The following is a 22,092-nucleotide window of genomic DNA, read 5'->3' on the forward strand; positions in this document are numbered from 1 at the left end:
CGGACGCGCCTGACGGGGTGGCCGTGGTGGGCGGGGCAGGCGTACCGGCCGACGACTCGGCCGCCCCCTGCCCGGCGCCACTGTGATTCGCGTCGATGGCCGTCCCCCTCGCGTGCCGGCCCATCGCTGGGCTCCCCCGCAGCACACTCTAATCCCGGTACGCAGCGGCGCTGACCCCGACATTCCCCGGAGCCGTCGCCCCGGGCCGACCTCGGGGTGCACCGGTCCAGGAATATGCGAGATGGTTTCGCATTACGGTCAGGAGGGCTACCGTGCTCGAATGGCCACCGAACGCGACACGCTGCGTCAACGCCTGGACCGGGCGACGGCGCACCTCGAACCACCCCTCGCCGTGGTCGACCTCACCGCGTTCGACGCCAACGCCAGCGCGCTGACCGGCCGGGCCGGCGGCAAACCGATCCGGATCGCCAGCAAGTCGCTGCGCTGCCGCCCGCTGCTCGACCGGGCGCTGCGCCGGCCCGGCTGGCAGGGGGTGATGGCGTACACCCTCGGCGAGGCGATCTGGCTGGTCCACAGCGGGGTCACCGGCGACGCCCTGGTGGGATATCCGACCGCCGACCGGGCGGCGCTGGCCCAACTCGCCGCCGACCCGGACCTCGCCGCCGCGATCTGCCTCATGGTGGACAGCACCGACCAACTCGACCTGATCGACGCGGTCGCCGCGCCCGGTCAGCGGGCCGACCTGCGGATCTGCCTCGAACTGGACGCGTCCTGGCGCCCGCTGCCCGGTCGCCTCGGCGCCCGGGTGCACGTCGGGACCCGCCGGTCACCGGTGCACTCGGCCGCCGACGCCGGCGCCCTCGCCGCCGCCATCGCCGGCCGGCCGGGCTTCCGCCTGGTCGGCGTGATGTCGTACGAGGGCCACATCGCCGGGCTCGGTGACGCCCCGCCCGGGCAGGCGATGCGCGGGGCGACGATCCGGTTGCTGCAGCGCCGGTCGTACCGGGAACTGCTGCACCGGCGCGCGGCGGCGGTGACCGCCGTGCGCGAGCACGCCGAACTCGAGTTCGTCAACGGCGGCGGCACCGGCAGTATCGCCCTGACCACGGCCGATCCGACGGTGACCGAACTCACCGCCGGATCGGGCCTGTACGGTCCGACACTCTTCGACGCCTACCGCGCCTGGCGACCCACCCCCGCCGCCTTCTTCGCGCTCTCCGTGGTCCGCCGGCCCGGCCGCGACGTCGCGACCCTGCTCGGCGGCGGCTGGATCGCCTCCGGAATCGCCGACCGCAACCGGCTGCCGGTGCCGTGGCTGCCGGCCGGATTGCGGTTGACCGGCACCGAGGGCGCCGGCGAGGTGCAGACCCCGGTGACCGGGACCAGCGCGGACGCGTTGCGGGTCGGTGACCGGGTCTGGTTCCGGCACGCCAAGGCCGGCGAGTTGGCCGAACGGGTCGCCGAACTCCACCTGGTCGAGGGAGACCGGGTGGTCGGCAGCGTGCCGACGTACCGCGGCGAGCGCCGCACCTTCCTCTGACCGACCACCGGACGCCCCCGACCGGCCGCCGGACGGCCTCAGCCGGCGGACGGTGCCGCGTCGACGTGCCGGTGCAGGTACTCCCGGATCAGCGCGGTCGCCTCGGCCAGCACCAGCTCGTCGCCGTCGGGGGCGCGGCGGAACGCCAGCTTGATCAGCGCGTCGGCGGCCTCCACCGCGATCTCCAGCGCGAAACGCAGCCGGGGCGCGTCCGTGGTGCCGAACTGCTCGACCAGCACCCGGGCCAACTGCTCGGCGATGACTCCGTTGTTGTCGCGGTCCTCGTCCAGCAGGTGGACGTCGACCACGTCACCGAAGTGCAGGGTACGGAACCCGGGAACCTCCCGGTGCATGGTGATGTACTCGTCGATCGCGGCGTCGACACCGTCCCACCAGTGGGTCAGGTCTCCCCGGGAGAACCGGTCGGCCAGCCGCTCCAGGTACGCCTCCATGTTACGCAGGGTCAACGCCTGCACGATTGCTCGCTTGTCCGGGAAGAACTGGTAGACCGACCCGATGGCCACTCCGGCCCGCTCGGCGAGCAGCGTGGTGGTCAGCCCCTCATAGCCGACCTCGTCGACTATCTCGGCGCAGGCGTCGAGCATGCGCTGTACCCGGGCGACGCTACGGCCCTGCACCGGTACGCGGCGCAGTGGACCGGATGTGGCGGTTGACGTGGACACTCGTCGCCACTCCCTTTCGACGGGATGAAGGTTGCTAGGCGTCGCGGTTTTCGAAACGCTACCGGGACTAACGAGCCAGGCGAAATGTGGTATTTACTCGCCGTGACGATCCTGATTTACTCACTCCCACCCACCACATGACACGAGAGTAATTCACATTCGTCCATGGCACCGGTTGCCATGTCCGGGGAGGTCAGATGCGCGGCCGTACCACCCCCTCCGGCACCACCCCGGCCGTCTGGTCCAACTGGGCCGGCAACCAGCGCAGTACCGGCGAGGCGCGCCGACCGTCGACGGTGGACGAGGTCGTCGAGACCGTCCGAACCGCCCGCTCCGCCGGACGCCGGGTCAAGCCGGTCGGCAGCGGACACTCGTTCACCGCCGTCGCCCGCGCCGACGACCAGTGGCTCGACCTCGCCACCCTGACCGGCCCGGTCCACGTCGACACCGAGCGGCGCCTCGTCACCGTGCCCGCCGGCATGCCGCTGCACACCCTCAACACCCTGCTCGCCGAACACGGACTCGCGTTGGCCAACCTCGGCGACATCGACGTACAGACGATCGCGGGGGCGATCTCCACCGGCACCCACGGGACCGGGGCCGACTACGGCTGCCTGAGTACCTTCGTCGCCGGGCTCACCCTGGTCACCGGCACCGGTGAGCTGCTGACCTGCTCCGAAGAGGTGGAACCGGAGATCTTCGCCGCCGCCCGGGTCGGCCTCGGCGCCCTCGGGGTCATCGTCGAGGTCACCCTCCGCTGCGTCGACGCCTTTGTGCTCCGGGCCGAGGAACGCCCCGCCCCACTCGCCGCCACCCTCGCCGAACTGCCCACCCTGATCGGCGACAACGACCACTTCGAGTTCTACTGGTTCCCGTACACCGACCGGGTCCAGGTAAAGATCAACAATCGGGTGCCGACCGACGACCGGCCACTGCCCCGGTTCCGGGGCTGGCTCGACGACGAGTTCCTCGCCAACTCGGTCTTCGCCGGCGCCTGCCGGCTCGGCCGGGCCGCCCCCGCCCTGGTCCCGACCATCCACGCGGTCTCCGCCCGGGCGCTCACCGCCCGCACCTACACCGCCCGCTCCGACCGGGTCTTCTGCACCCCGCGCCGGGTCCGCTTCGAGGAGATGGAGTACGCCCTGCCCCGGGCCGCCCTCCCCGAGGCGCTCGCCGGACTGCGCCGGATCGTCGACGACCTCCCGTTCAAGGTCCTCTTCCCGGTCGAGGTCCGGTTCACCGCCCCGGACGACATCTGGCTCTCCCACGGCTACGGACGCGAGTCGGCGTACCTCGCGATCCACCAGTACGCCGGCATGCCCGCCGAGCCGTACTTCCGGGCCTTCGAGCAGGTCGCGGCGGCGCTCAGCGGTCGACCGCACTGGGGCAAGCTGCACTACCGGGACGCGACGTCGCTCGCTCCGGCGTACCCCCGGTTCGCCGACTTCCTGGCGGTCCGCGACCGGCTCGACCCGGACCGGGTCTTCGCCAACTCCTACACCGAGCAGGTCCTCGGCCACTGACCCCGGTCCAGGTCTGGGAGCTGACCGGCACGGTCGTCGGCCTCGCCATCAACCTGCGGTTCGGTGCGGCGTTCGACGTCTTCACCGCCCCCGACCTACGGGGCGGCCCCACCGAACACGAGATGCTCCGGGTCGCGTACGAGACGACCGCCCGGCACCTCGCCGACACCGAGGAGTACGTCCTCACCGACGTGTACGACCGGGACGTCACCCGGATCCGCCTGCTCACCGAACTCGGCTTCACCCAGTTCCGTACCTGGGACAACGTCACCGAGCGCGACCTCGGCGCCCCGCTACCCGAGCCGACCGTGCCCGACGGCTTCGTGGTCCGCCCAGCCCGGCCCACCGACGCCGACCAGCTCGCCGAGGCCCGCAACCGCTGCTTCGACACCGACTGGACCGGTGAGCTGTACCGGTCGGCGGTGATGACCAAACCCGGGTATGACCCGGAGCGGGAGATCGTGGTCGAGGCCCCGGACGGTCGGATCGCCGCCTTCACCGTCCACTGGCTGGACGACCACAACCGGCTCGGCCACTTCGAGCCGGTCGGCACCCACCCCGACGTCCACCGACGCGGACTGGCCCGGGCCGCGATGCTGGTAGCGATGCACGGGATGCGGGCGGCCGGCATGCGTACGGTCAGCGTCCACTACAACGCGGACAACCTGCCGGCGCACCGGCTCTACACCTCACTCGGCTTCCAGCCGCGCTACCAGACGTACGGCTTCCGCCGCCCCAGGCCGACGGCCGACGCCTGACGGACCACCCGGCCGTGCCCCGACCGCCACCACCGCTACCGGTGCGGTCGTGGTGGTGGGCCTCCCTGTCCCGTCGATGCGCGCAGCGCGGCCAACGCCCGCTCTTCGAGCAGCCGGAAGCCACAGGACCCGGCGATCGCCACGGCCTGTTCAGCGGTGCGGCTCGCCGATGCAGGGTCACCGGCGGAGAGCCGGGCGGCGGCGAGGCCGACCAAGGCCCGTGCCTCGACAAACGGGTAGGTGTTGTGCGCGATCCGCACAGAGTCCTCGAACCACCGGGTTGCGGTCGTCGCGTCGCCGAGCGCGAGATACGCCTGTGCCGCGGTGGCCGCGGTCTGGGCGGTGGCCTTCCGGTCGTGGACCGCGACGGCGATGTCGTGCGCTCGCCTCGCCACCTCCAGCGCCCCGGTGGCGTCTCCACGCTGTCTGTGCAGCTGGCTCAGCTCATCCAGGGTAGACAGCTCTCCGCGCAGGTTCGCCCCCTTCCGGTAACCCGCGAGTGCCTTGGTGAGCAGTTCGGAGGCGCGCGCCTCCGCGCCAAGCTGACGTAGCGCACTCGCCAGATTGCCCTGATTGGCCAGTGCCGAGGTCTCCCGGCTGGTTGCCTCGTTTATCTCCAGCGCCGCGTTGAGCAGCTCGGCGGCGTCCCGCAGCTCGCCCTGGCACAACCGCATCACCCCGAGTCCGTTGAGCGCGACCGCCCGCACGTGGCCGAGCTGGTCGTCCTCGGTCAGGTCGAGCGCGCGGCGCAGCCACTGGTCCGCGTCGGCGAGCTTGCCCTGCTCCAGATGGTGCCACCCGATGTGGTGAGACAGGTACGCGGCGGCCGTCGTCCAGCCGATGGTGACCGCGGACCGCTCGCCGGCGAGGCAGTCGGACAGCGCCTCCTCGTCCCGGCCGACCGACCACAGCGCCTGGCCACGGCTGATCAACATCGCGGTCCGCGCGACGTCGTCGCCCGCCCTGACGGCCGCGTCCAGACCCACCTGCGCCAGGGGTAGCCAGCCATCAACATGCCGGCGGACCAGGAAGTAGCCGCGGAGCTGGTCGGTGATCCGCCAGGACAGCGCCGGGTCGGCGGACTTGGCCGTCTGCCTGACGACGGCGACCAACGCGGGCAGCTCGACGTCCAGCCAGGCGAGCGCATCGCTCCCGGACGCGAAGAACCCGTCCCGCCCGGCATGCGTCTCGAGTCGCACGAGCTGCGGGTACACCCACTCCATCGCGGCGGTCACCGCCTCGGCGTACCAGCTGTACAGCCGCGAGCGCGCGGTTTCGCGCTCGGTGTCCTGGGCGAGTAGCTGTCGGGCGTACAGGCCGAGCAGGTCGTGGTACCGGTAGCGGTCCGTCGCGTACTGCATCAGCATGTTCGCCTCAAGCAGGTCCTCCAGCACGCGATCGGCCTCGTCCGGCGGCATCCCCAGCAGGACGGCGGTGCCGTCGGCGCCGAAATCGTCACCGGGATGCAGGCTGCACAGCCGGAACGCGCGCTGGGCCGCGGCACTCAGGTCGGCATAGCTGAGCTGGAAGCTGCTGAGCACGCTCGAGTCACCGGTGGACAGCTCGCTGAGTCTGCGGTTGTCGTCGTGCAGTCGGCGGGTGAGGTCGCCGATGGCCCACGCCTGCCGGGTGGCGAGCCGCGCGCTCGCGATACGCAGCGCGAGCGGCAGCCGTGCGCACGCCTCGGCGAGGGCACGCGCCGCAGCGGGATCGGCGTCGGTCCGGTGCGCCCCTGCGGTCGCGGCGATCAGGGTGATCGCCTCCTCCGCGTCGAGCGGTTCGAGGTCAACAACCTTCGCCCCGGCGAGGCCGGGCATCCGCCGTCGGCTGGTCACGATCACGTCACTGTGGCCCGCACCCGGCAGCAGCGGCCGGATCTGGTCGGCGTCATGAGCGTTGTCCAGTAACACCAGCATCCGCCGGTCGGCGAGCTCGCTGCGGAACAGTGCGGCCGCCTCGACGTCGTCGGTCCCGATCCGCCGGCCCGGCACGCCGAGCGCGCGCAGAAACCGGCCGAGCACCTGCATCGGCTTCGACGCGGTCGCGGCGGCACCGTGCAGGTCGGCGTAGAGCTGACCGTCCGGATACCTCGCGCGCAACCGGTCGGCGGCGGCAAGCGCGAGAGCGGTCTTACCAACCCCGGCGATTCCGTTGATCAGGACGATTCGGGACGAGGCCGGTCCGGACTGCTGACCGCTTCTGACCAGCGCTGTCTCGATGCTGTCCATCTCGTCCGCCCTGCCGACAAAGTCCGGCGGCGGGGCGGGTGCCTGGTGGATTGCGATCCGCCCCGTGGTCCGGCGGGCCTGTCGTTCCTGCTGCCGAAGCACCGCGAGCTGGGCGGACCGCAGCCGCTCTCCAGGATCGATGCCGAGTTGGTCGGCGAGTGTGGACCGGATCCGGTCGTACGCCGCGAGTGCTTCTGCCTGCCGGCCGCTCGCGGCCAGGGTCAGGATCAGCTCGACGTGCAGCGGCTCGTCCAGCTCGTGCCGATCCGCGAGTTCCCGCAACGGTGTCAGTGCCCGTTCCGGCCTGCCGAGATCGCGCGCCAGCGTGGCGAACGTCCGGACCGCGTTGGTGTACTCGGCGGCTACCGCGGTGTAGAGCGGGCTCAACACCACCCGCTCCGCGTCGATCTCACCGCGCCACAGCGCGACGGCCTCGGCAAGCCGGGTCAACGCCGCCTCCGGCGCGTCGTACGCCGCTCGCGCGACGAGTTCGCGGAACGTCAGTAGGTCCAGATGATCGGCGCTGACCACGAGCCGGTACCCGGCCTGACCGCCGACAAGCACGCTGCCGGTCCGTCCGTCGGAGTCCAGCAGCCGGCGCAACCTGGCGACGTGCGTGTGGAGCAGGCTCACCGCGTTCTGGGCTTCGCCGTGCTGCCACAGAAGTGCGACGAGTTCGTCCTGGCCGGCCGCCGCGCCGGCGCCGAGTGCGAGCCGCGCGAGCAGCGTGCGTTGCCGGTCGGAGCCGAGGGATGCCTGGACATCGCCGTGCCAGACTTCGACCGGACCGAGCACCCGGATGCGCAGCGGGCCCGCACGGACCGGACCAGCTTCGGCGCGGTGTACGCGTTGGGCCTCGGCGGTGGCGTGAAGTTGTCCGACGTCACGCGCGCTCAGCCCGAGTGCGGTGGCGATGGCCTGGACCGAGCCCCATTTCGGACTTCTCGTCCTGCCCTGTTCCAGATCGCGGATCGCGCCCGTGCTCACGCCCGCCCGCGCGGCGAGTTCCTGTTGTGTCATTCCGGTACGGCGGCGATGGGCGCGAAGCAGCCCGCCGAAGCTCGTCGCCGTCACTCGTACCCGCGCCGAGTGACCAGACTGATGATCCGCGGTCTTCGGAGCACCAGATGATCCTAGGCCAGGAAGACGCCAGCGGCCCCGGAGTGCTGGCTGGAGCACGCCGGGGCCGAGGTTCCACAGAGCCGGCGCTGGGCCGGTCAGCCGTCGTGCGGCGGCGGCTCCTGGGCGTCCCGGGCGCGGCCAGGACACCCAGGGGCGACGGTCATCCGTTGGCGACGGTCGAGACACCGAGGATGCGGAACGCCGCGACGCGGACGTTGCGGAGGCTGCCTTCGGAATGGACGCTGACGGTGGTGCCCGGTTCGAGCGCGTCGAGGATCTGGCCGTCGCCCTCCCAGAAGGCGACGTGGCCGACGGCTTCGCTGGTCGTCTTGTAGAAGATCAGGTCACCGACCTTCAGGTCCGAGTAGTCGACCGACTTGGCGTAGAACTTCCCCGGAGACTGGTTGTCCTTGGCCCAGTTCCACATGTCGACGGCGCGGCGGACCGGCCAGCCGGGAAAGTTGCCGATCGGATTGTAGGAGGCGTAGACCAGGCCCGAGCAGTCGTAGCCCGGGTGCTCCGGAGTTCCCACTCCTCCGGTTCGATAGGCCACACCGCGCTTGGCCATGGCGTTCTTGTGGCCGATCATGCTCCAGTTGAAGATGTTCCTCTCCTGGTAGCAGGAGGTTCCCTGCTCGGTCGTCCCGTTCTGGACCCGCACCTTCAGGTGATTGATGTTGGGAATGCTGTCAGGGTTCCAGTCGGACCTGAGGCCGACCTCGTGGTGGCCGTTGCCGCCCCTGAGGACGAAGTAGGCGTCGCCGCTGGGGAAGATGAAGGGCGCCGCGCTGTGGTCGGCGGAGTGGGCCTGGATCCGCAGCACCGGAGAGATGTTGGTCGCCGTACCGGTGTCGTCGACACGCCAGCGAACGGTCACCCTGTCCCCGGCTTTCCAGTCGACCTGGATGAAGGCCTCGGCGCCCGGGCAGGAGACGGTGAGCGTGCCGCTCGGGTTGGTCAGACCGTCGGCCGACGCCGAGGGCGCGGCCACGAAGACGGCACCGGAGACCGCGACGGTGAGAGTCGCGACCAACGTCGTGAGGCGGGGTTTCCCGGCTTTCCTCTGCATACGTGAGATCTCCCTTCCACGGTGGGATCGGCGAGATTCGCAACCCCGGCGTCCTGTCGTTTTCGACAAGCCGTCGGGGAATCGGAGTCAGGCGTTGCCGCACGTCCACGGCGGCTTGGTGGGAACGGTAGGAATCGACACTGGCGCGGCGCTGCCCGTACGTCACCCGTACCGCCCGCCGCCCCGGGCTGGACGCGGACCGAGTACGGACGCTGGTGGGAGCTGACGTCAGCACGGGCCTGCGCCCGGTGCGCCACCTGGGCCCAGTTCCGGGGGCCCGGCCGCTACTCGTCGATCAGGCGGACCAGGCGCGACTCGGAAACCGCCACCGCTACGCGGTCAGCCGGCCGGGGCGGGTCCCGGGGCCGCGTCGCGGTGGACGGCCAGACACCGGACCCCGCCGCCACGTTGACCTTCGAGGCACCCTCGGCACACGCCGGGATGATGCGTGAAGTCCTGGTCAGAACCTGCGACGGCTTCGCCGCCACGGCCACCACCAACCGCAGGCGTCAGGCGGAATCCTCCGCCGCCCCCGTCCCCGCGGCCGCCTTCCTCGGCGCCGCCTTCTTCGGCGGAGCCTTCTTCGCAGCGGTCTTCTTCGCCGCCGTGGCCTTTTTCGCCGTCGTGGCCTTTTTCGCCGTCGTCTTCTTCGCCGCGGTCGTACCCGCCTCGGCCCCCGCGGCAGCCTTCTTCGCGGCCGCCTTCTTGGTTGCCTTCTTCCGCGGCGACGGCCCCTTGGCGCGCTTCTCGGCCAGCATCTCCGAGGCCTCCTCCAGGGTCAGCGCCTCGGGAGTCTGGCCGCGCCGCAGCGACGCGTTGACCTCACCGTCGGTGACATACGGCCCGAACCGGCCATCTTTGATCACCAGCGGCTTCTCGGTCAGCGGGTCCGGCCCCATCTCGCGCAGCGGCGGCGCGGCGGCCCGGCGCTGCCGAGTCTTCGGGGCCGCCAGCAGGGCGAGCGCCTGGTCGAGGGTGACGGTGAAAAGCTGGTCCTCGGACTCCAGGGAGCGAAAGTCGTCACCCCGCTTCACGTACGGGCCGTAGCGGCCGTTGTTGGCGACGATCTCGGCACCCTCCGGATCGGTACCGACCACCCGGGGCAGGGAGAGCAGCTTCAACGCGTCCGCCATGGTCAGCGTCTCCGGCGACTGCGTACGCAGCAGCGACGAGGTCCGCTCGCCACTGGAGACGTACGGGCCGAAGCGGCCGGACTTGAGCACGATCGGCTCGCCGGTCTCCGGATGTTCGCCGAGCTTGCGCTCGCCACCACCGCCGAGGAAGAGTTCGTGCACCTTCTCCGGGGTCAGCTCGTCCGGGGCGACCCCGTCCGGGATGGTGGCCCGGTCCCCGTGCCCGCCGCCGTCCTCACCCTCGGCGTGCGGGGTCGGCTCGGCACCGGGCAGGTGCCGCTCCAGGTACGGCCCGTACCGGCCGACCCGGGCCACGACCGCGCGCCCCTCGTCGTCGACGAAGAGCGGGATCGAGTTGACGCTGCGCGCGTCGATCTCGCTGAGGTTCTCGGTGACCATCTTCTTCAGGCCGCCGGCCCGGGCGATCGACTGGTCGCCGCCGTCCCCGCTGCCGAAGTAGAACGCGGTGAGGAAGTCGACCGCGGCGTGGTCACCACCGGCGATCTCGTCCAGCTCGTTCTCCATCGCCGCGGTGAAGTTGTAGTCGACCAGCCTCGGGTAGTGCCGCTCCAGCAGCCCGACCACGGCGAAGGCGAGGAAGGACGGGACCAGCGCCTGGCCGCGCTTGGAGACGTACCCCCGTTCCTGGATGGTCTGCATGATCGACGCGTACGTCGACGGCCGGCCGATGCCGAGTTCCTCCAGCGCCTTGACCAGTGACGCCTCCGTGTAGCGGGACGGCGGCTGGGTGTGGTGCTCCTGGGCGGCGAGGTCGTCGGCGGTCAGCGGCTGGTCCTTGACCAGGTTCGGCAGTCGCCGCTCGGCGTCCTCGGCCTCGGCGTTCTCGTCGTCGGAGGACTCGACGTACGCCCGCAGGAAGCCCGGCTCGGTGATGGTCTTGCCGGTGGCGCCGAAGTCGGCCTCCTCGCCGGCGCTGGAGACCGCCCGGATCCGGACCGAAACGCTGGAGCCGACCGCGTCGGTCATCTGGGAGGCGATGGTCCGGCGCCAGATCAGTTCGTAGAGCTTGAACTCCTCGGCGGAGAGCTCGTTCGCCACCTCGCCCGGGGTGCGGAAGTTGTCGCCGGCCGGTCGGATCGCCTCGTGCGCCTCCTGGGCGTTCTTGACCTTGCCGGTGTAGCGGCGGGGCTCCGGCGGCACGTTGCGCTCGCCGTACAGTTCGGCGATCTGGCGGCGGGCGGCGGCGATCGCCGTCTCGGAGAGGTTCACCGAGTCGGTACGCATATAGGTGATGTAGCCGTTCTCGTACAGCCGCTGCGCGGTACGCATCGTCTGCTGGGACGAGAAGCGGAGCTTGCGGGCCGCCTCCTGCTGCAGCGTCGAGGTGATGAACGGCGCGTACGGCCGACGCCGGTACGGCTTCTCGTCGACCCGGGTGACGGTGAAGGGCCGCCCGTCGAGCCGGGCGGCCAGTCCTCGCGCGCCGTCCGCGTCGAGGTGCATGACCCCGGCTTCGGGCCGCACCCGGCCGGTGGTGGGCTCGAAGTCGCGACCGGTGGCGATCCGGTCGCCGTTCAGCGCGATCAGGGTGGCGCCGAAGGTACGCGGTCCGTCGCCGCCGTTACGCACCGACAGGGTGGCCAGGATGTCCCAGTACTCGGCGGTGCGGAACGCCATCCGCTGCCGCTCACGCTCGACGACGATCCGGGTCGCCACCGACTGGACCCGGCCGGCGGAGAGGCCGGACCGGACCTTGCGCCACAGCACCGGGGAGACCTCGTAGCCGTAGAGCCGGTCCAGGATCCGCCGGGCCTCCTGGGCGTCGACCAGGTCGCGGTCGATCTCCCGGGGATTCGCCACCGCCGCCTGGATCGCCTGCCGGGTGATCTCGTGGAAGACCATCCGCTTGACCGGAACCCGGGGCTTCAGCGTCTCGACCAGGTGCCAGGCGATCGCCTCGCCCTCCCGGTCCTCGTCGGTGGCGAGGAAGACCTCGTCGACCTCCTTGGCCAGCTTGGTCAGCTTGCTGATCTGCTGCCTGCGGTCGGGTGAGACGACGTAGAGGGCGGCGAAGCCGTTGTCGACGTCGACACCCAGCCGCGCCCACGACTCGCCCTTGTACTTCGCCGGCACGTCGTCGGCGTTGCGCGGCAGGTCACGGACGTGACCCAGGCTCGCCTCCACGACGTATCCCGGGCCGAGATAGCCCGAGATCGTCTTGGCCTTCGCCGGTGACTCGACGATGACCAGACGGGTACTCCTGGCGTTACTCGGCACTTCGTCCCCTGCCCTCACTCACGATCTCCGCGCCACAGACCGCCCTGTCCGCACTCGCCCCGGCGCCGGATCCACCCGTCGGTGGCCGGACGTCCAACGTAACGCGCTCCCCGACCCCAGGGTTGCGCGGGCGCCGAATCGCCCCGCTACGCTGCGGTGACCTCGGACGCGACAACGCCGGGCGCACGGTCATGCCGGACGGCGACACCGTACACCCACGGTTGATTCCCGCGTGGCCAACCGGATGGATCCCGCCTGCGACAGCACGCTCACAACAGGCGGAAGCGAACAAATCTGACATCCGTTGTCCGGGATACGACAGCCGTCGATCCCAGCGTACGTCGGCTCCGCCAACCGGTCGACCGGGTATCGACCGCCGGCACCGCCTCGCCCGCCGAACGGTCCCGCCGACGCCGTCGACCGGCCACCCCTGCGGCCGGGCCCGCCGGTCGGCCGCCGGGCCGGTGAGGTCAACCCGGCGCGCCCGGCCACCGGTCGGGTGGGGCGGCCGGCGGGCGGTCGCCGACCAGTTCGGCCAGCCGGGCCAGCCGGCGCCGTCCGGTGATCCGGTACGCCGGACCGCCCGCCCCCGGGTCGAGCAGTACCGCCGGCAGCCCGATCGCCGCCAGGGCCGCCCCGACCGGCTCCCAGCAACCCTCGTCGGCGGCACCGAGTCGGAGCAGGAACCCGACCTGCTCCGGCTGGCCGGCCGCCGCCGCCCAGAGCCGTAGCCGAGGGCCGGTCAGGAAAAAACCCGGCGGTGGACGTTTCAGCGTGCCCCGCAACCAGCTCGTGGCCAGCGGGGCGAGCCGGTTGGTGTACGAGGTCCGCACCCCGTGCTGCTCCTCCACCCGTCCGATCCAGCTGGCCTTCAGGCCACGCCGGGCCAGCTCCGCGACCAGTACGTGCACCCGCCAGGCCGCGTCCACCACGATCGACACCCGAGCGGTACCGCCCATCCGGACCACCTCACCCGGACCGGCGAGCAGACCGGCGAGATCGCCGGGCGACGGCTCGGTGGCCTCGACGCCGAACAGGGAAAGCTGTCGGGCGGGCCACTGGTCCGGCTGACCGCCGGCTGTCCCCTGGTCCGGCGGCTCGGCGGCGGACTGTCCATCCGCCACCCGCCGGTCCGGCTCGTGCGGCGGGGTCAGCGACACTCCGGAACCTCGTCGAAGGCCTGCTGCAGCTCCACCGAGTCCAGTTCGGTGGTGTCCAGCGAGCTGGCGTCGTACTCCTTGTTGAGGGTGTCGACGGCGGCCCGGACGCCCTGGTAGAACTCGCTGGCCCGCGCGGTGTCGAGCTTCTCGATCGAGATGCTCGCCTTGCCGTAGGCGTCGCGGACCGCGGTCAGCGACGCGAGGAAACCCTGGGAGACCGCCGCACCCTTGTCGGTGTCCGGTACGCCGGCATCCTCCACCCTCTTCCGGGCGGTCTCGCTCGCCTTCTCCGCACCACGCAACAGTCGGACCAGGTTCTCCTTCGCCTGCGCCGGGCTGGTCTGTGCGGTCATCTGCTGCTGGGTGCTCCGGGTCAGGCTGTCGATCTCGGCACGCCACGGGGCCAACGCCTTGCAGACCGCCGCCGCCCAGACCTGTGGGGTCGGTCCCCCGGCGCAGGCCCCGACGAGTAGGGCGATCGTGCACAGGACCACCGTGAAGCGTCCGGCGGCTGCCGCGCGGGGCGTACGCATGCGTTGCAGCGTACGGCTTCCGCCGGCCTTCGTGCGGAGGCAGCTCGCCGGGCCGTCCGGCCGCCGTACTTCTGGTCCGCCGACCGTGCTCCCGATCAACCACAGAGCCGGCCAAACCAGCATGGAACCGACCCCCCGCCGGGCTCCTCCACGCCCCACACCCGGGACGCACCGGAAACGGACCTGGTCCGGCACCTCCACAGGTGCCGGACCAGGTCCGTGGTTACCGGGCAGGGTTGCCGCTCAGGCCTCGACCGTCTGCGGCTCCTTGGTGGCGCTGCCACCGGCGGTCCCGTCCGGGTCCGATCCGGACTCCGACATGGCCACCGGCTTGCGCTTGCTGAACAGCACCGCCACGACGATGACCAGGGCCGCCACCACGGCGACCGCGATCCGCAGCGGGTCGTTCTGGCTGTCGCCCACGCTCCACGCGACGACGGCCGGCGCGATGAGCAGCGAGACCAGGTTCATCACCTTGATCAGCGGGTTGATCGCCGGACCGGCGGTGTCCTTGAACGGGTCACCGACGGTGTCACCGATCACCGTGGCCGCGTGCGCGTCCGAGCCCTTGCCGCCGAACGCGCCGTCCTCGACGAGCTTCTTGGCGTTGTCCCAGGCACCACCGGAGTTGGCCAGGAAGACCGCCATCAGGGTGCCGGCACCGATCGCCCCGGCCAGGTACGCGGCCAGCGCGCCCGGGCCGAGTCCGAACCCGACCGCGATCGGCGCCATGATGGCGAGCAGACCAGGGGTCATCAGCTCCCGCTGCGCGTCCCGGGTGCAGATGTCGACGACCTTGCCGTACTCCGGCCGCTGGCTGCCGTCCATGATCCCGGGCAGCTCACGGAACTGCCGGCGTACCTCCATCACCACGGCACCGGCCGAGCGGGAGACCGCGTTGATGGCCAGACCGGAGAAGAGGAACACCACCGCCGCGCCGACGATCAGGCCGACCAGGTTACGCGGGTTGGCGACGTTGAGCAGCCCGTCGATGGAGAGGGTGGAACCCGCGTCGGCCAGCGCCGTGCCGAGCGTGTCGGTGTACGACCCGAAGAGCGCGGTCGCGGCGAGCACCGCCGTGGCGATCGCGATGCCCTTGGTGATCGCCTTGGTGGTGTTACCGACCGCGTCCAGTTCGGTGAGGGTCCGCGCGCCCTGCTCGTCGATGTCGCCGGACATCTCGGCGATGCCCTGCGCGTTGTCGGAGATCGGCCCGAAGGTGTCCATCGCGACGATCACGCCGACCGTGGTGAGCAGACCCGTGCCGGCGAGCGCGACCGCGAACAGCGACAGGGTGATCGAGCTGCCGCCGAGCAGGAACGCGCCGAAGACCCCGGCCCCGATCAGCAGTGCGGAGTAGACCGCCGACTCCAGGCCGACGCTGATCCCGGCGAGGACCACGGTGGCCGGGCCGGTCAGCGACGACTTGCCGATGTCCTGCACCGGCCGCCGGTTGGTCTCGGTGAAGTAGCCGGTCAGCGCCTGGATGGCGGCGGCCAGCACGATGCCGATCACGACCGCGCCGATCGCGACGACCTGCGGGCCGAGTGGCTCGGCCGCGCCGGCCGCCAGGCCGAGCCGCTCCCGCCAGTCGGCGCCGAGCAGGTCGGCCCAGGACGCCGGCAGGTAGAGGTAGGACATCACCGCGACCAGGATCGCCGAGACCACCGCCGAGGCGTAGAACGCCCGGTTGATCGCGCTCATCCCGGACCGGTCGTTGGCCCGCAGCCGGGTGATGAAGACCCCGAGGATGGCGATCAGCACGCCGATCGTCGAGACGATCAGCGGGAAGACCAGGCCCTGTTCGCCGAAGGCGGCCCGGCCGAGGATCAGCGCGGCGACCAGGGTCACGGCGTACGACTCGAAGAGGTCGGCCGCCATGCCGGCGCAGTCACCGACGTTGTCGCCCACGTTGTCGGCGATGGTCGCCGCGTTGCGCGGGTCGTCCTCGGGGATACCCTGCTCGACCTTGCCGACCAGGTCCGCTCCGACGTCCGCGGCCTTGGTGAAGATGCCACCGCCGACCCGCATGAACATGGCGAGCAGCGCGGCACCGAAACCGAAGCCCTCCAGCACGGTCGGCGCGTCGCCCCGGTAGATGAGCACGACCGCCGCCGCACCGACCAGGCCCAGGCCCACGGTGAGGAAGCCGACGACGCCACCGGTGCGGAAGGCGATCTGCATCGCCGCCTCCCGGCCTCCCTGATGCTCGCGGGCCGCCGCCGCGACCCGCAGGTTCGCCCGGGTGGCCAGCGCCATGCCGGCGCCGCCGATGAACGCGCTGAACGCGGCACCGACCACGAAGAAGGCGGAACGGCCGATCTTCACCAGCGTCTCGTTGCCGTCGGTGTCGTGCACCGGCAGCAGGAAGAGCAGCACCACGGCGAGTACGACAAATATGCCGAGGGTTCTGAACTGGCGGAGCAGATAGGCCGAGGCGCCCTCCTGGACGGCACCGGCGATCTGCTGCATTTTGGTGGTGCCCCTGCCGGTCGACAGCACGGCCTTGGTCAGGGCGCCGGCGAAGCCGAGCGCCACCAACGCGATGACCGCGGCGACGACGACGTACGACAGGTTCTCGCCTTCGAGGGACAGCCCGCCGTTGTCGGCGGCCCAGAGTACGGACATCTATGTCCTCCTGTACCGAACACTCGCGCCGGGCCGGGGGACGAACCGGCCCGACGTCTCCACGCGTGGAGCGACTTCGCAGGTACGCCGTCGGCCCTGGACGGTCGGAGCCGGGTGGTGGCCACCTCCCCGCACGGGCGGGACCAGCGCACATGCTGATAACCCCGGGTACTTTAGTCGCCCGCCGTGTTGGAGGTCACACAGAGGACCCACCCGGTTATGATGATCTTCATCGCTGTGTTAGCGGACGAAATCTGCTAGAGGGGCACAGGGCACCCTCGATCTGTTGTACCGCAACAGAGTCCGGCCGCCGACCGGCGACGAATCGGCCGGGAAACAACACGGCCACAACTGTCGGCCGGCCGGCCACACAGCCGCCGACCAGCCGGGCCGTGACCAGGTCAGCGGCTCATCAGGGCGAGTCACGGCAGCGGCCGACGGGCCAGGTCGACGCAGGTCAGGCCGGGTCAGCGGCCGACGGGCCAGGCCATCCGGACCTCGGTGCCGATCCCCTCGTCCACCGGGCGCACCTGCAGGTCCTCGACAAAGCCGGCGAGCAGGGCGAAGCCCACCCCGACGGTCAACGCCTCGTCGGTGAGCGACTCGTCGGCCAGTTCGTCCGGCGGCAGCGCCGCGAGGCCCAGGCCGGCCTCGATCGGCGCACGGTCGATCACCCGGACCGTGTACGCCGGACCGTCCGACATCTCGACCTTCACCAGGTCGTCCAGCCCGTACTGGCGGTGCAGGGCGACCGCCCGGGCGCACGCCTCACCGATGGCCAGTCGTACCTCGTCGAGAAGTTCCTCCGCGACCCCGGCCCGCCGGGCTACCGCGACCCCCACCAGCCGGGCGGTACGCACGTGCACCGGCGCCGGGGTGAACGACAGTTTGACCTTCGACATCACGCGGCGACCGTCACCATCACGCACCGGCGCCCGGGGCGTCCGCGGCGATCGCGGCGTCGACCGTGGGGTGGATCGGGAACACCTGGTCGAGCGCGGTGATCCGGAAGATCTTGAGTAGCGGCTCCTTGTCGCAGACCAGACCGAAGCTGCCGCTGACGGTACGCAGTCGCTTGAGCGCGCCGACCAGCACGCCGAGGCCGGTCGAGTCGAGGAAGTCCACCCGCCCCAGGTCCACCACGACCCGGCGGGCCCCGCCGTCGATCAGCTCGACGAGCCGTTCCCTCAGGCGGGGGGCGGTGTAGACGTCCACCTCGCCGCCGACATCCAGCACCGTGTGCTCACCCATGGTGCGGGTCGTCAGCGACAGTTCCATCAGTCCTCCTCTGACCACCAGGAACGCTCCTGGGCATCTAACCATCGACGGGCGGGTCGCGCACCGGCGGCGGACCCGACCGTCCGGTACCCAGCCCCGGGCTGTCCCAGACCCGACACCGTGGTCGGCACCGCCACACCGTCGACCGCCGCCGGCCACCTCCGCCGACAGCTGAACCGGGTACGCACCCCAGCCGTGCCCCAGGTCACCGGAACTCGTCGATCCGCCGTGCCGCGCGTCACCCGGCTTTCCGGTTCCCCGCCGACAGTGCGAGAGTGCAGGACGTGACGATCCCCGCAAGCGTATCGGCAGGCCCGGGTGGCGACCGCCCCCGCCCGGCCGGCAGCGGGGACCCCGGCCACCTGTTACGGCGGCTACGCTCCCGGATCCCGGGTGGTCCCGACGGCGATCCGGTCACCCATGTCGAGCGGGTGCCGGCCCGCGCCGGTGAGGCGGTCGCCTGGCCGGGCTGGGTGCCGGAGCCGCTCCGGGACGCGTTCGCCCGGCAGGGGGTCGGCGCGCCCTGGCGACACCAGGCCGAGGCGGCCGAGCTCGCGTACCAGGGCCGACACGTGGTGCTCGCCACCGGCACCGCCTCCGGCAAGTCCCTCGCCTACCAACTGCCCGCGCTCGCCACCCTGCTCACGGATCCCCGGGCGACGGTGCTCTACCTGGCACCGACCAAGGCGCTCGCCGCCGACCAGTTGCGCGCCGTCGCCAGTCTCGACCTCGACGGGATACGACCGGCCTGCTACGACGGCGACACCCCGCGCGCCGAACGCGACTGGATTCGCCAGCACTCCAGGTTCGTCCTGACGAATCCGGACATGCTGCACCATGGCATCCTGCCGGCACACGCCCGGTGGGGTCCGTTCCTGCGCCGGCTGTCGTTCGTGGTGGTGGACGAGTGCCACACCTACCGGGGCGTCTTCGGCTCCCACGTGGCGCACGTGCTGCGCCGGCTGCGGCGCCAGGTGGCCCGCTATCCCGGTACGCCCCGACCCGGTTCGCCGCCGCCGGAGGCCGGCCCGCGCCACCTGCCCGGACAGCGTGTCGCCCGGCCGGACCGGAAGCCGGGCGGCTCCGGTCCGGTGTTCGTCCTCGCCTCGGCGACCTCCGGGGATCCGGCGACGGTCGCCGAACGCCTGACCGGCCTGCCCGTCACCGCCGTCACCGAGGACACCTCGCCGCGCGGCGGTCTGACCTTCGCGCTCTGGGAACCACCACTGATGCCGGCCCCGGCCGGGCCGGCCAGACCCGCCAGCCCGGTCGACGCCACCGGTGAACCGGAGAACGTGACCGGCGACCCCGCCGCCGAGCCGGAGGACCCGACCGGCGACCGGTCGGCGGATGCGGCCGGCGGGTCGGGGCGGGAGGACCCGGTGGACCGGAACATCCGGGGCGGGGACGCCGCGCCGGTCCGCCGCTCGGCGCTGCGGGAGACCGCCGACCTGCTCAGTGACGCGGTCGCGGCCGGGGTACGGACCCTGGCCTTCGTCCGCTCCCGGCGCGGCGCGGAGGTGATCGCCACCACCGCCCGGCGGGCCCTGGACGAGGCGGTGCCGGGTCTCGGCGCCCGGGTCGCCGCCTACCGGGCGGGCTACCTGCGGGAGGAGCGGCGGTCCCTGGAACGGGCGCTGCTCACCGGGGACCTGCTCGGACTCGCCTCCACCAACGCGCTGGAACTCGGCGTCGACCTGGTCGGCCTGGACGCCGTGCTGATCTGCGGCTACCCCGGCACCCGGGCCTCACTGTGGCAGCAGGCCGGCCGGGCCGGCCGGTCCGGGCGGGAGGCGCTGGCCGTCCTGGTGGCCCGGGACGACCCGCTGGACACCTATCTGGTGCACCATCCCGAGGCGCTGTTCGGCCGACCCGTCGAGGCGACGGTGCTCGACCCGGCCAACCCGTACGTGTTGGGGCCGCAACTGTGCTGCGCGGCGGCCGAGTCCCCGCTGACCCCGGCGGACCTGGCCCTGTTCGGTCCGGGGGCGAAGGAGGCGGTGGAGACGCTGGTGGCGGCCGGGGCGCTGCGGCAGCGCCCGACCGGGTGGTACTGGCGACACACCGGCCGCCCCGAGGTGGACCTGCGGGGCACCGGCGGCAACCCGGTCGACGTGGTGGAGACGTCGACCGGTCGGCTGCTCGGCACGGTCGACCCGGGGTCGTCGCACTTCCTGGTCCACCCCGGTGCGGTCTACCTGCACCAGGGGGTGTCGTACGTGGTGGACGAGCTGGACCTGGCGAACGGCTGCGCGCTGGTGCACGCCGAGGAGCCGGACTGGTCCACCCACCCCCGGGACGTCACCTCGGTCTCGGTCGTCTCGGTCCGCTCCTACGTCGACGCGGGGCCGGTCGGGATGTTCCTCGGCGAGGTCGACGTGACCAGTCAGGTGGTGTCGTACCAGCGTCGCCGGATCGCCTCCGGAGAGGTGCTGGACACCCGGCCGCTGGACCTGCCGACCCGGGAGTTGCGTACCGTCGCGGTCTGGTTCACCGTCTCGCCGGAGGCGCTGGCCGGGGCGGGGGTGGACGGTCCCGACGTGCCGGGTGGGCTGCACGCCGCCGAACACGCCGCGATCGGGCTGCTGCCGCTGATCGCCACCTGCGACCGGTGGGACATCGGCGGCCTGTCGACCGCGAACCACCCGGACACCGAGGCGCCGACGGTCTTCGTCTACGACGGTCACCCGGGTGGGGCGGGCTTCGCCGAACGGGCGTACGGGGTGGCGTCGCAGTGGTTGGGCGCGACCCGGGCCGCCATCGCCGAGTGCGGCTGCGAGAGCGGCTGTCCGTCCTGCGTACAGTCCCCGAAGTGCGGCAACGGCAACAATCCGCTCTCCAAACCGGACGCCGTACGGGTGCTCGACGTGGTGTTGGCGCACCTGGCCGCGACTGCCGGGACACCGCCCGACAGGCCGGTGGCTGACGCCGGTTCGACGTCGTCCGGCGACCCGTCAGGTCACTGATCGCGGATAGTCGGTATTCGCACGCATGAATCTCCGAGGATTCGGTTACGTTACGCTGGGAGCGCTTCCACGGATCCGCCTGAGGAGGACGTCGTGGCCGACACCATCGCCGAGACCGTCGAGATCCTGTACACAATCGACCAGTCCCGCCTCACGGTCGATCAGCAGATCGCACTCTCTCAGGCGTACGCGGCACTGGCCCAGGCCGAACGCCTGGACCAGATCCACCAGATGCTGCACAGCATCCACCAGGTGCTGAACACCTGGGCGGTCAGACGGGCGACCGAGGGCGGCAAGTGCTGAGCCGGTGCGCCGGCACCCCGGACACGTCGGCGACAGAGGGTTGCGCCGGGGCCCCGCCGCCACCCAGGCCGTACGGGGCCGTACCGGACCGACGGCGGGAGCCACGGGCGCGACGGCGGGCTGCTGTGCCGGGCCGGCGGTATGACCGGCCCGGCACGTCAGGATGATCAGCCGGAAACCGAAAAACTGTTGGTGACGACGGCCCGTCGCGGCACCACCGGGCCGGCGACCGGCGGCGCACCACCTGGCGCCCCCGTCGCGGCACCACCGGGCCGGCGATTTCCGGTCGCGGGACGGGACGCTACCGGGCTACGGTCGGGCCATGGCGGACAGCGGCCGACGGTACCGCTACCTCGGGCCGCCCGAGATCTTGGCGGCTGTTGTCACCGGTGGGGCAGCCACACCGCACCGGGGCGGCCGGGCGATCCGCACTCCCCACGCCCTGGCAACCTGGTTGGCCACGGTACAACCGGCCGAGCTGACCGAGCCGTTCACCTTTGTCGTCGACCTGGCCGGTGTGCTCCGACTGGCACCACGGCACAGCGAGCATGTCGCCTGTGCGGGCGGACGGGACGTACTGGCGGCCGGCGAGATCACCTTTTCCCGGGCGGGTACGTGGAAGGCGGGCGCCCGGAACGGGGCCGGCCAGGAAGCGGGTGGCGGGGAATCGGCCGGCCGGGACTGGGTGGTCAGCGAGATCAGCAACCAGTCGACCGGCTACTGCCCGGACCCCGATTCATGGCCGGCGGTGGCCGAGGCGCTGGACCGGGCCGGGCTGGCTCACCCGGACAACTTCACCGCCGCGCTGCTCTTCCGGCGTTGTCCGGGCTGCCTGGAGCGGAACGTGGTACGCGACGGTGACTTCAACTGCGCGCTGTGCGGGGCGGATCTGCCCCAGTGGTGGAACCTCGGGGCGGGCCGGTAGCCAGAGCCACCCGGGCCTCCGGCGCCAGCGGGTGACCGCCGGTT

Annotated in this window: 15 protein-coding genes; 6 read left to right on the plus strand and 9 right to left on the minus strand. The window is 71.7% G+C overall.

The genetic code is table 11. The features are described 5' to 3' along the window. Positions 1-280: 280 nt before the first annotated feature. On the plus strand, positions 281-1,501 hold the full coding sequence (locus ABGB05_RS09490) for an amino acid deaminase/aldolase (RefSeq protein WP_347652832.1): 1,221 nt from the start codon (positions 281-283) through the stop codon (positions 1,499-1,501). Positions 1,502-1,539: 38 nt separating this feature from the next. On the opposite strand, the gene ABGB05_RS09495 is transcribed toward ABGB05_RS09490, so the two are convergent. After that, the gene (locus ABGB05_RS09495) at positions 1,540-2,184 is read right to left on the minus strand and encodes a TetR family transcriptional regulator (protein WP_347652833.1); all 645 of its coding nucleotides are present in this window, start codon (positions 2,182-2,184) and stop codon (positions 1,540-1,542) included. A 197-nt stretch (positions 2,185-2,381) separates the two neighbouring features. On the opposite strand from ABGB05_RS09495, the gene ABGB05_RS09500 reads away from it, so the two are divergent. Together ABGB05_RS09500 and ABGB05_RS09505 are read left to right on the plus strand one after the other, a co-directional pair. Next, on the plus strand, positions 2,382-3,707 hold the full coding sequence (locus ABGB05_RS09500; RefSeq protein ID WP_347652834.1) for a D-arabinono-1,4-lactone oxidase: 1,326 nt from the start codon (positions 2,382-2,384) through the stop codon (positions 3,705-3,707). 122 nt (positions 3,708-3,829) lie between these two features. Next, a complete protein-coding gene (locus ABGB05_RS09505; protein WP_347652835.1) occupies positions 3,830-4,465 on the plus strand; it encodes a GNAT family N-acetyltransferase in 636 nt (211 codons plus the stop codon). 35 nt (positions 4,466-4,500) lie between these two features. On the opposite strand, the gene ABGB05_RS09510 is transcribed toward ABGB05_RS09505, so the two are convergent. From ABGB05_RS09510 to ABGB05_RS09545, 8 genes are all read right to left on the minus strand, one after another. Then, a complete protein-coding gene (locus ABGB05_RS09510) occupies positions 4,501-8,001 on the minus strand; it encodes a BTAD domain-containing putative transcriptional regulator (protein WP_347652836.1) in 3,501 nt (1,166 codons plus the stop codon). Then, positions 7,976-8,884: an NlpC/P60 family protein gene (locus ABGB05_RS09515; RefSeq protein ID WP_347652837.1), complete on the minus strand. Its 909-nt coding sequence runs from the start codon at positions 8,882-8,884 to the stop codon at positions 7,976-7,978. The genes ABGB05_RS09510 and ABGB05_RS09515 overlap by 26 nt, the downstream gene beginning before the upstream one ends. A gap of 509 nt (positions 8,885-9,393) precedes the next feature. Beyond that, entirely contained in the window at positions 9,394-12,255 is a 2,862-nt protein-coding gene (gene topA / locus ABGB05_RS09520) for a type I DNA topoisomerase (RefSeq protein ID WP_347652838.1), read from the minus strand. Positions 12,256-12,725: 470 nt separating this feature from the next. Further along, entirely contained in the window at positions 12,726-13,292 is a 567-nt protein-coding gene (locus ABGB05_RS09525) for a hypothetical protein (RefSeq protein ID WP_347652871.1), read from the minus strand. 113 nt (positions 13,293-13,405) lie between these two features. Next, the gene (locus ABGB05_RS09530; protein ID WP_347652839.1) at positions 13,406-13,948 is read right to left on the minus strand and encodes a hypothetical protein; all 543 of its coding nucleotides are present in this window, start codon (positions 13,946-13,948) and stop codon (positions 13,406-13,408) included. 243 nt (positions 13,949-14,191) lie between these two features. Then, positions 14,192-16,576: a sodium-translocating pyrophosphatase gene (locus tag ABGB05_RS09535; protein ID WP_347652840.1), complete on the minus strand. Its 2,385-nt coding sequence runs from the start codon at positions 16,574-16,576 to the stop codon at positions 14,192-14,194. 467 nt (positions 16,577-17,043) lie between these two features. Continuing rightward, entirely contained in the window at positions 17,044-17,481 is a 438-nt protein-coding gene (locus ABGB05_RS09540; RefSeq protein ID WP_347652841.1) for an ATP-binding protein, read from the minus strand. A gap of 16 nt (positions 17,482-17,497) precedes the next feature. Further along, a complete protein-coding gene (locus ABGB05_RS09545; RefSeq protein WP_347652842.1) occupies positions 17,498-17,854 on the minus strand; it encodes an STAS domain-containing protein in 357 nt (118 codons plus the stop codon). A 362-nt stretch (positions 17,855-18,216) separates the two neighbouring features. On the opposite strand from ABGB05_RS09545, the gene ABGB05_RS09550 reads away from it, so the two are divergent. From ABGB05_RS09550 to ABGB05_RS09560, 3 genes are all read left to right on the plus strand, one after another. Then, entirely contained in the window at positions 18,217-20,820 is a 2,604-nt protein-coding gene (locus ABGB05_RS09550) for a DEAD/DEAH box helicase (RefSeq protein WP_347652872.1), read from the plus strand. A 93-nt stretch (positions 20,821-20,913) separates the two neighbouring features. Then, a complete protein-coding gene (locus ABGB05_RS09555) occupies positions 20,914-21,123 on the plus strand; it encodes a hypothetical protein (RefSeq protein WP_347652843.1) in 210 nt (69 codons plus the stop codon). 322 nt (positions 21,124-21,445) lie between these two features. Next, positions 21,446-22,048: a hypothetical protein gene (locus ABGB05_RS09560; protein WP_347652844.1), complete on the plus strand. Its 603-nt coding sequence runs from the start codon at positions 21,446-21,448 to the stop codon at positions 22,046-22,048. Positions 22,049-22,092 lie beyond the last annotated feature (44 nt).

Source organism: Plantactinospora sp. B5E13 (assembly GCF_039871775.1).
Classification (GTDB): domain Bacteria; phylum Actinomycetota; class Actinomycetes; order Mycobacteriales; family Micromonosporaceae; genus Plantactinospora.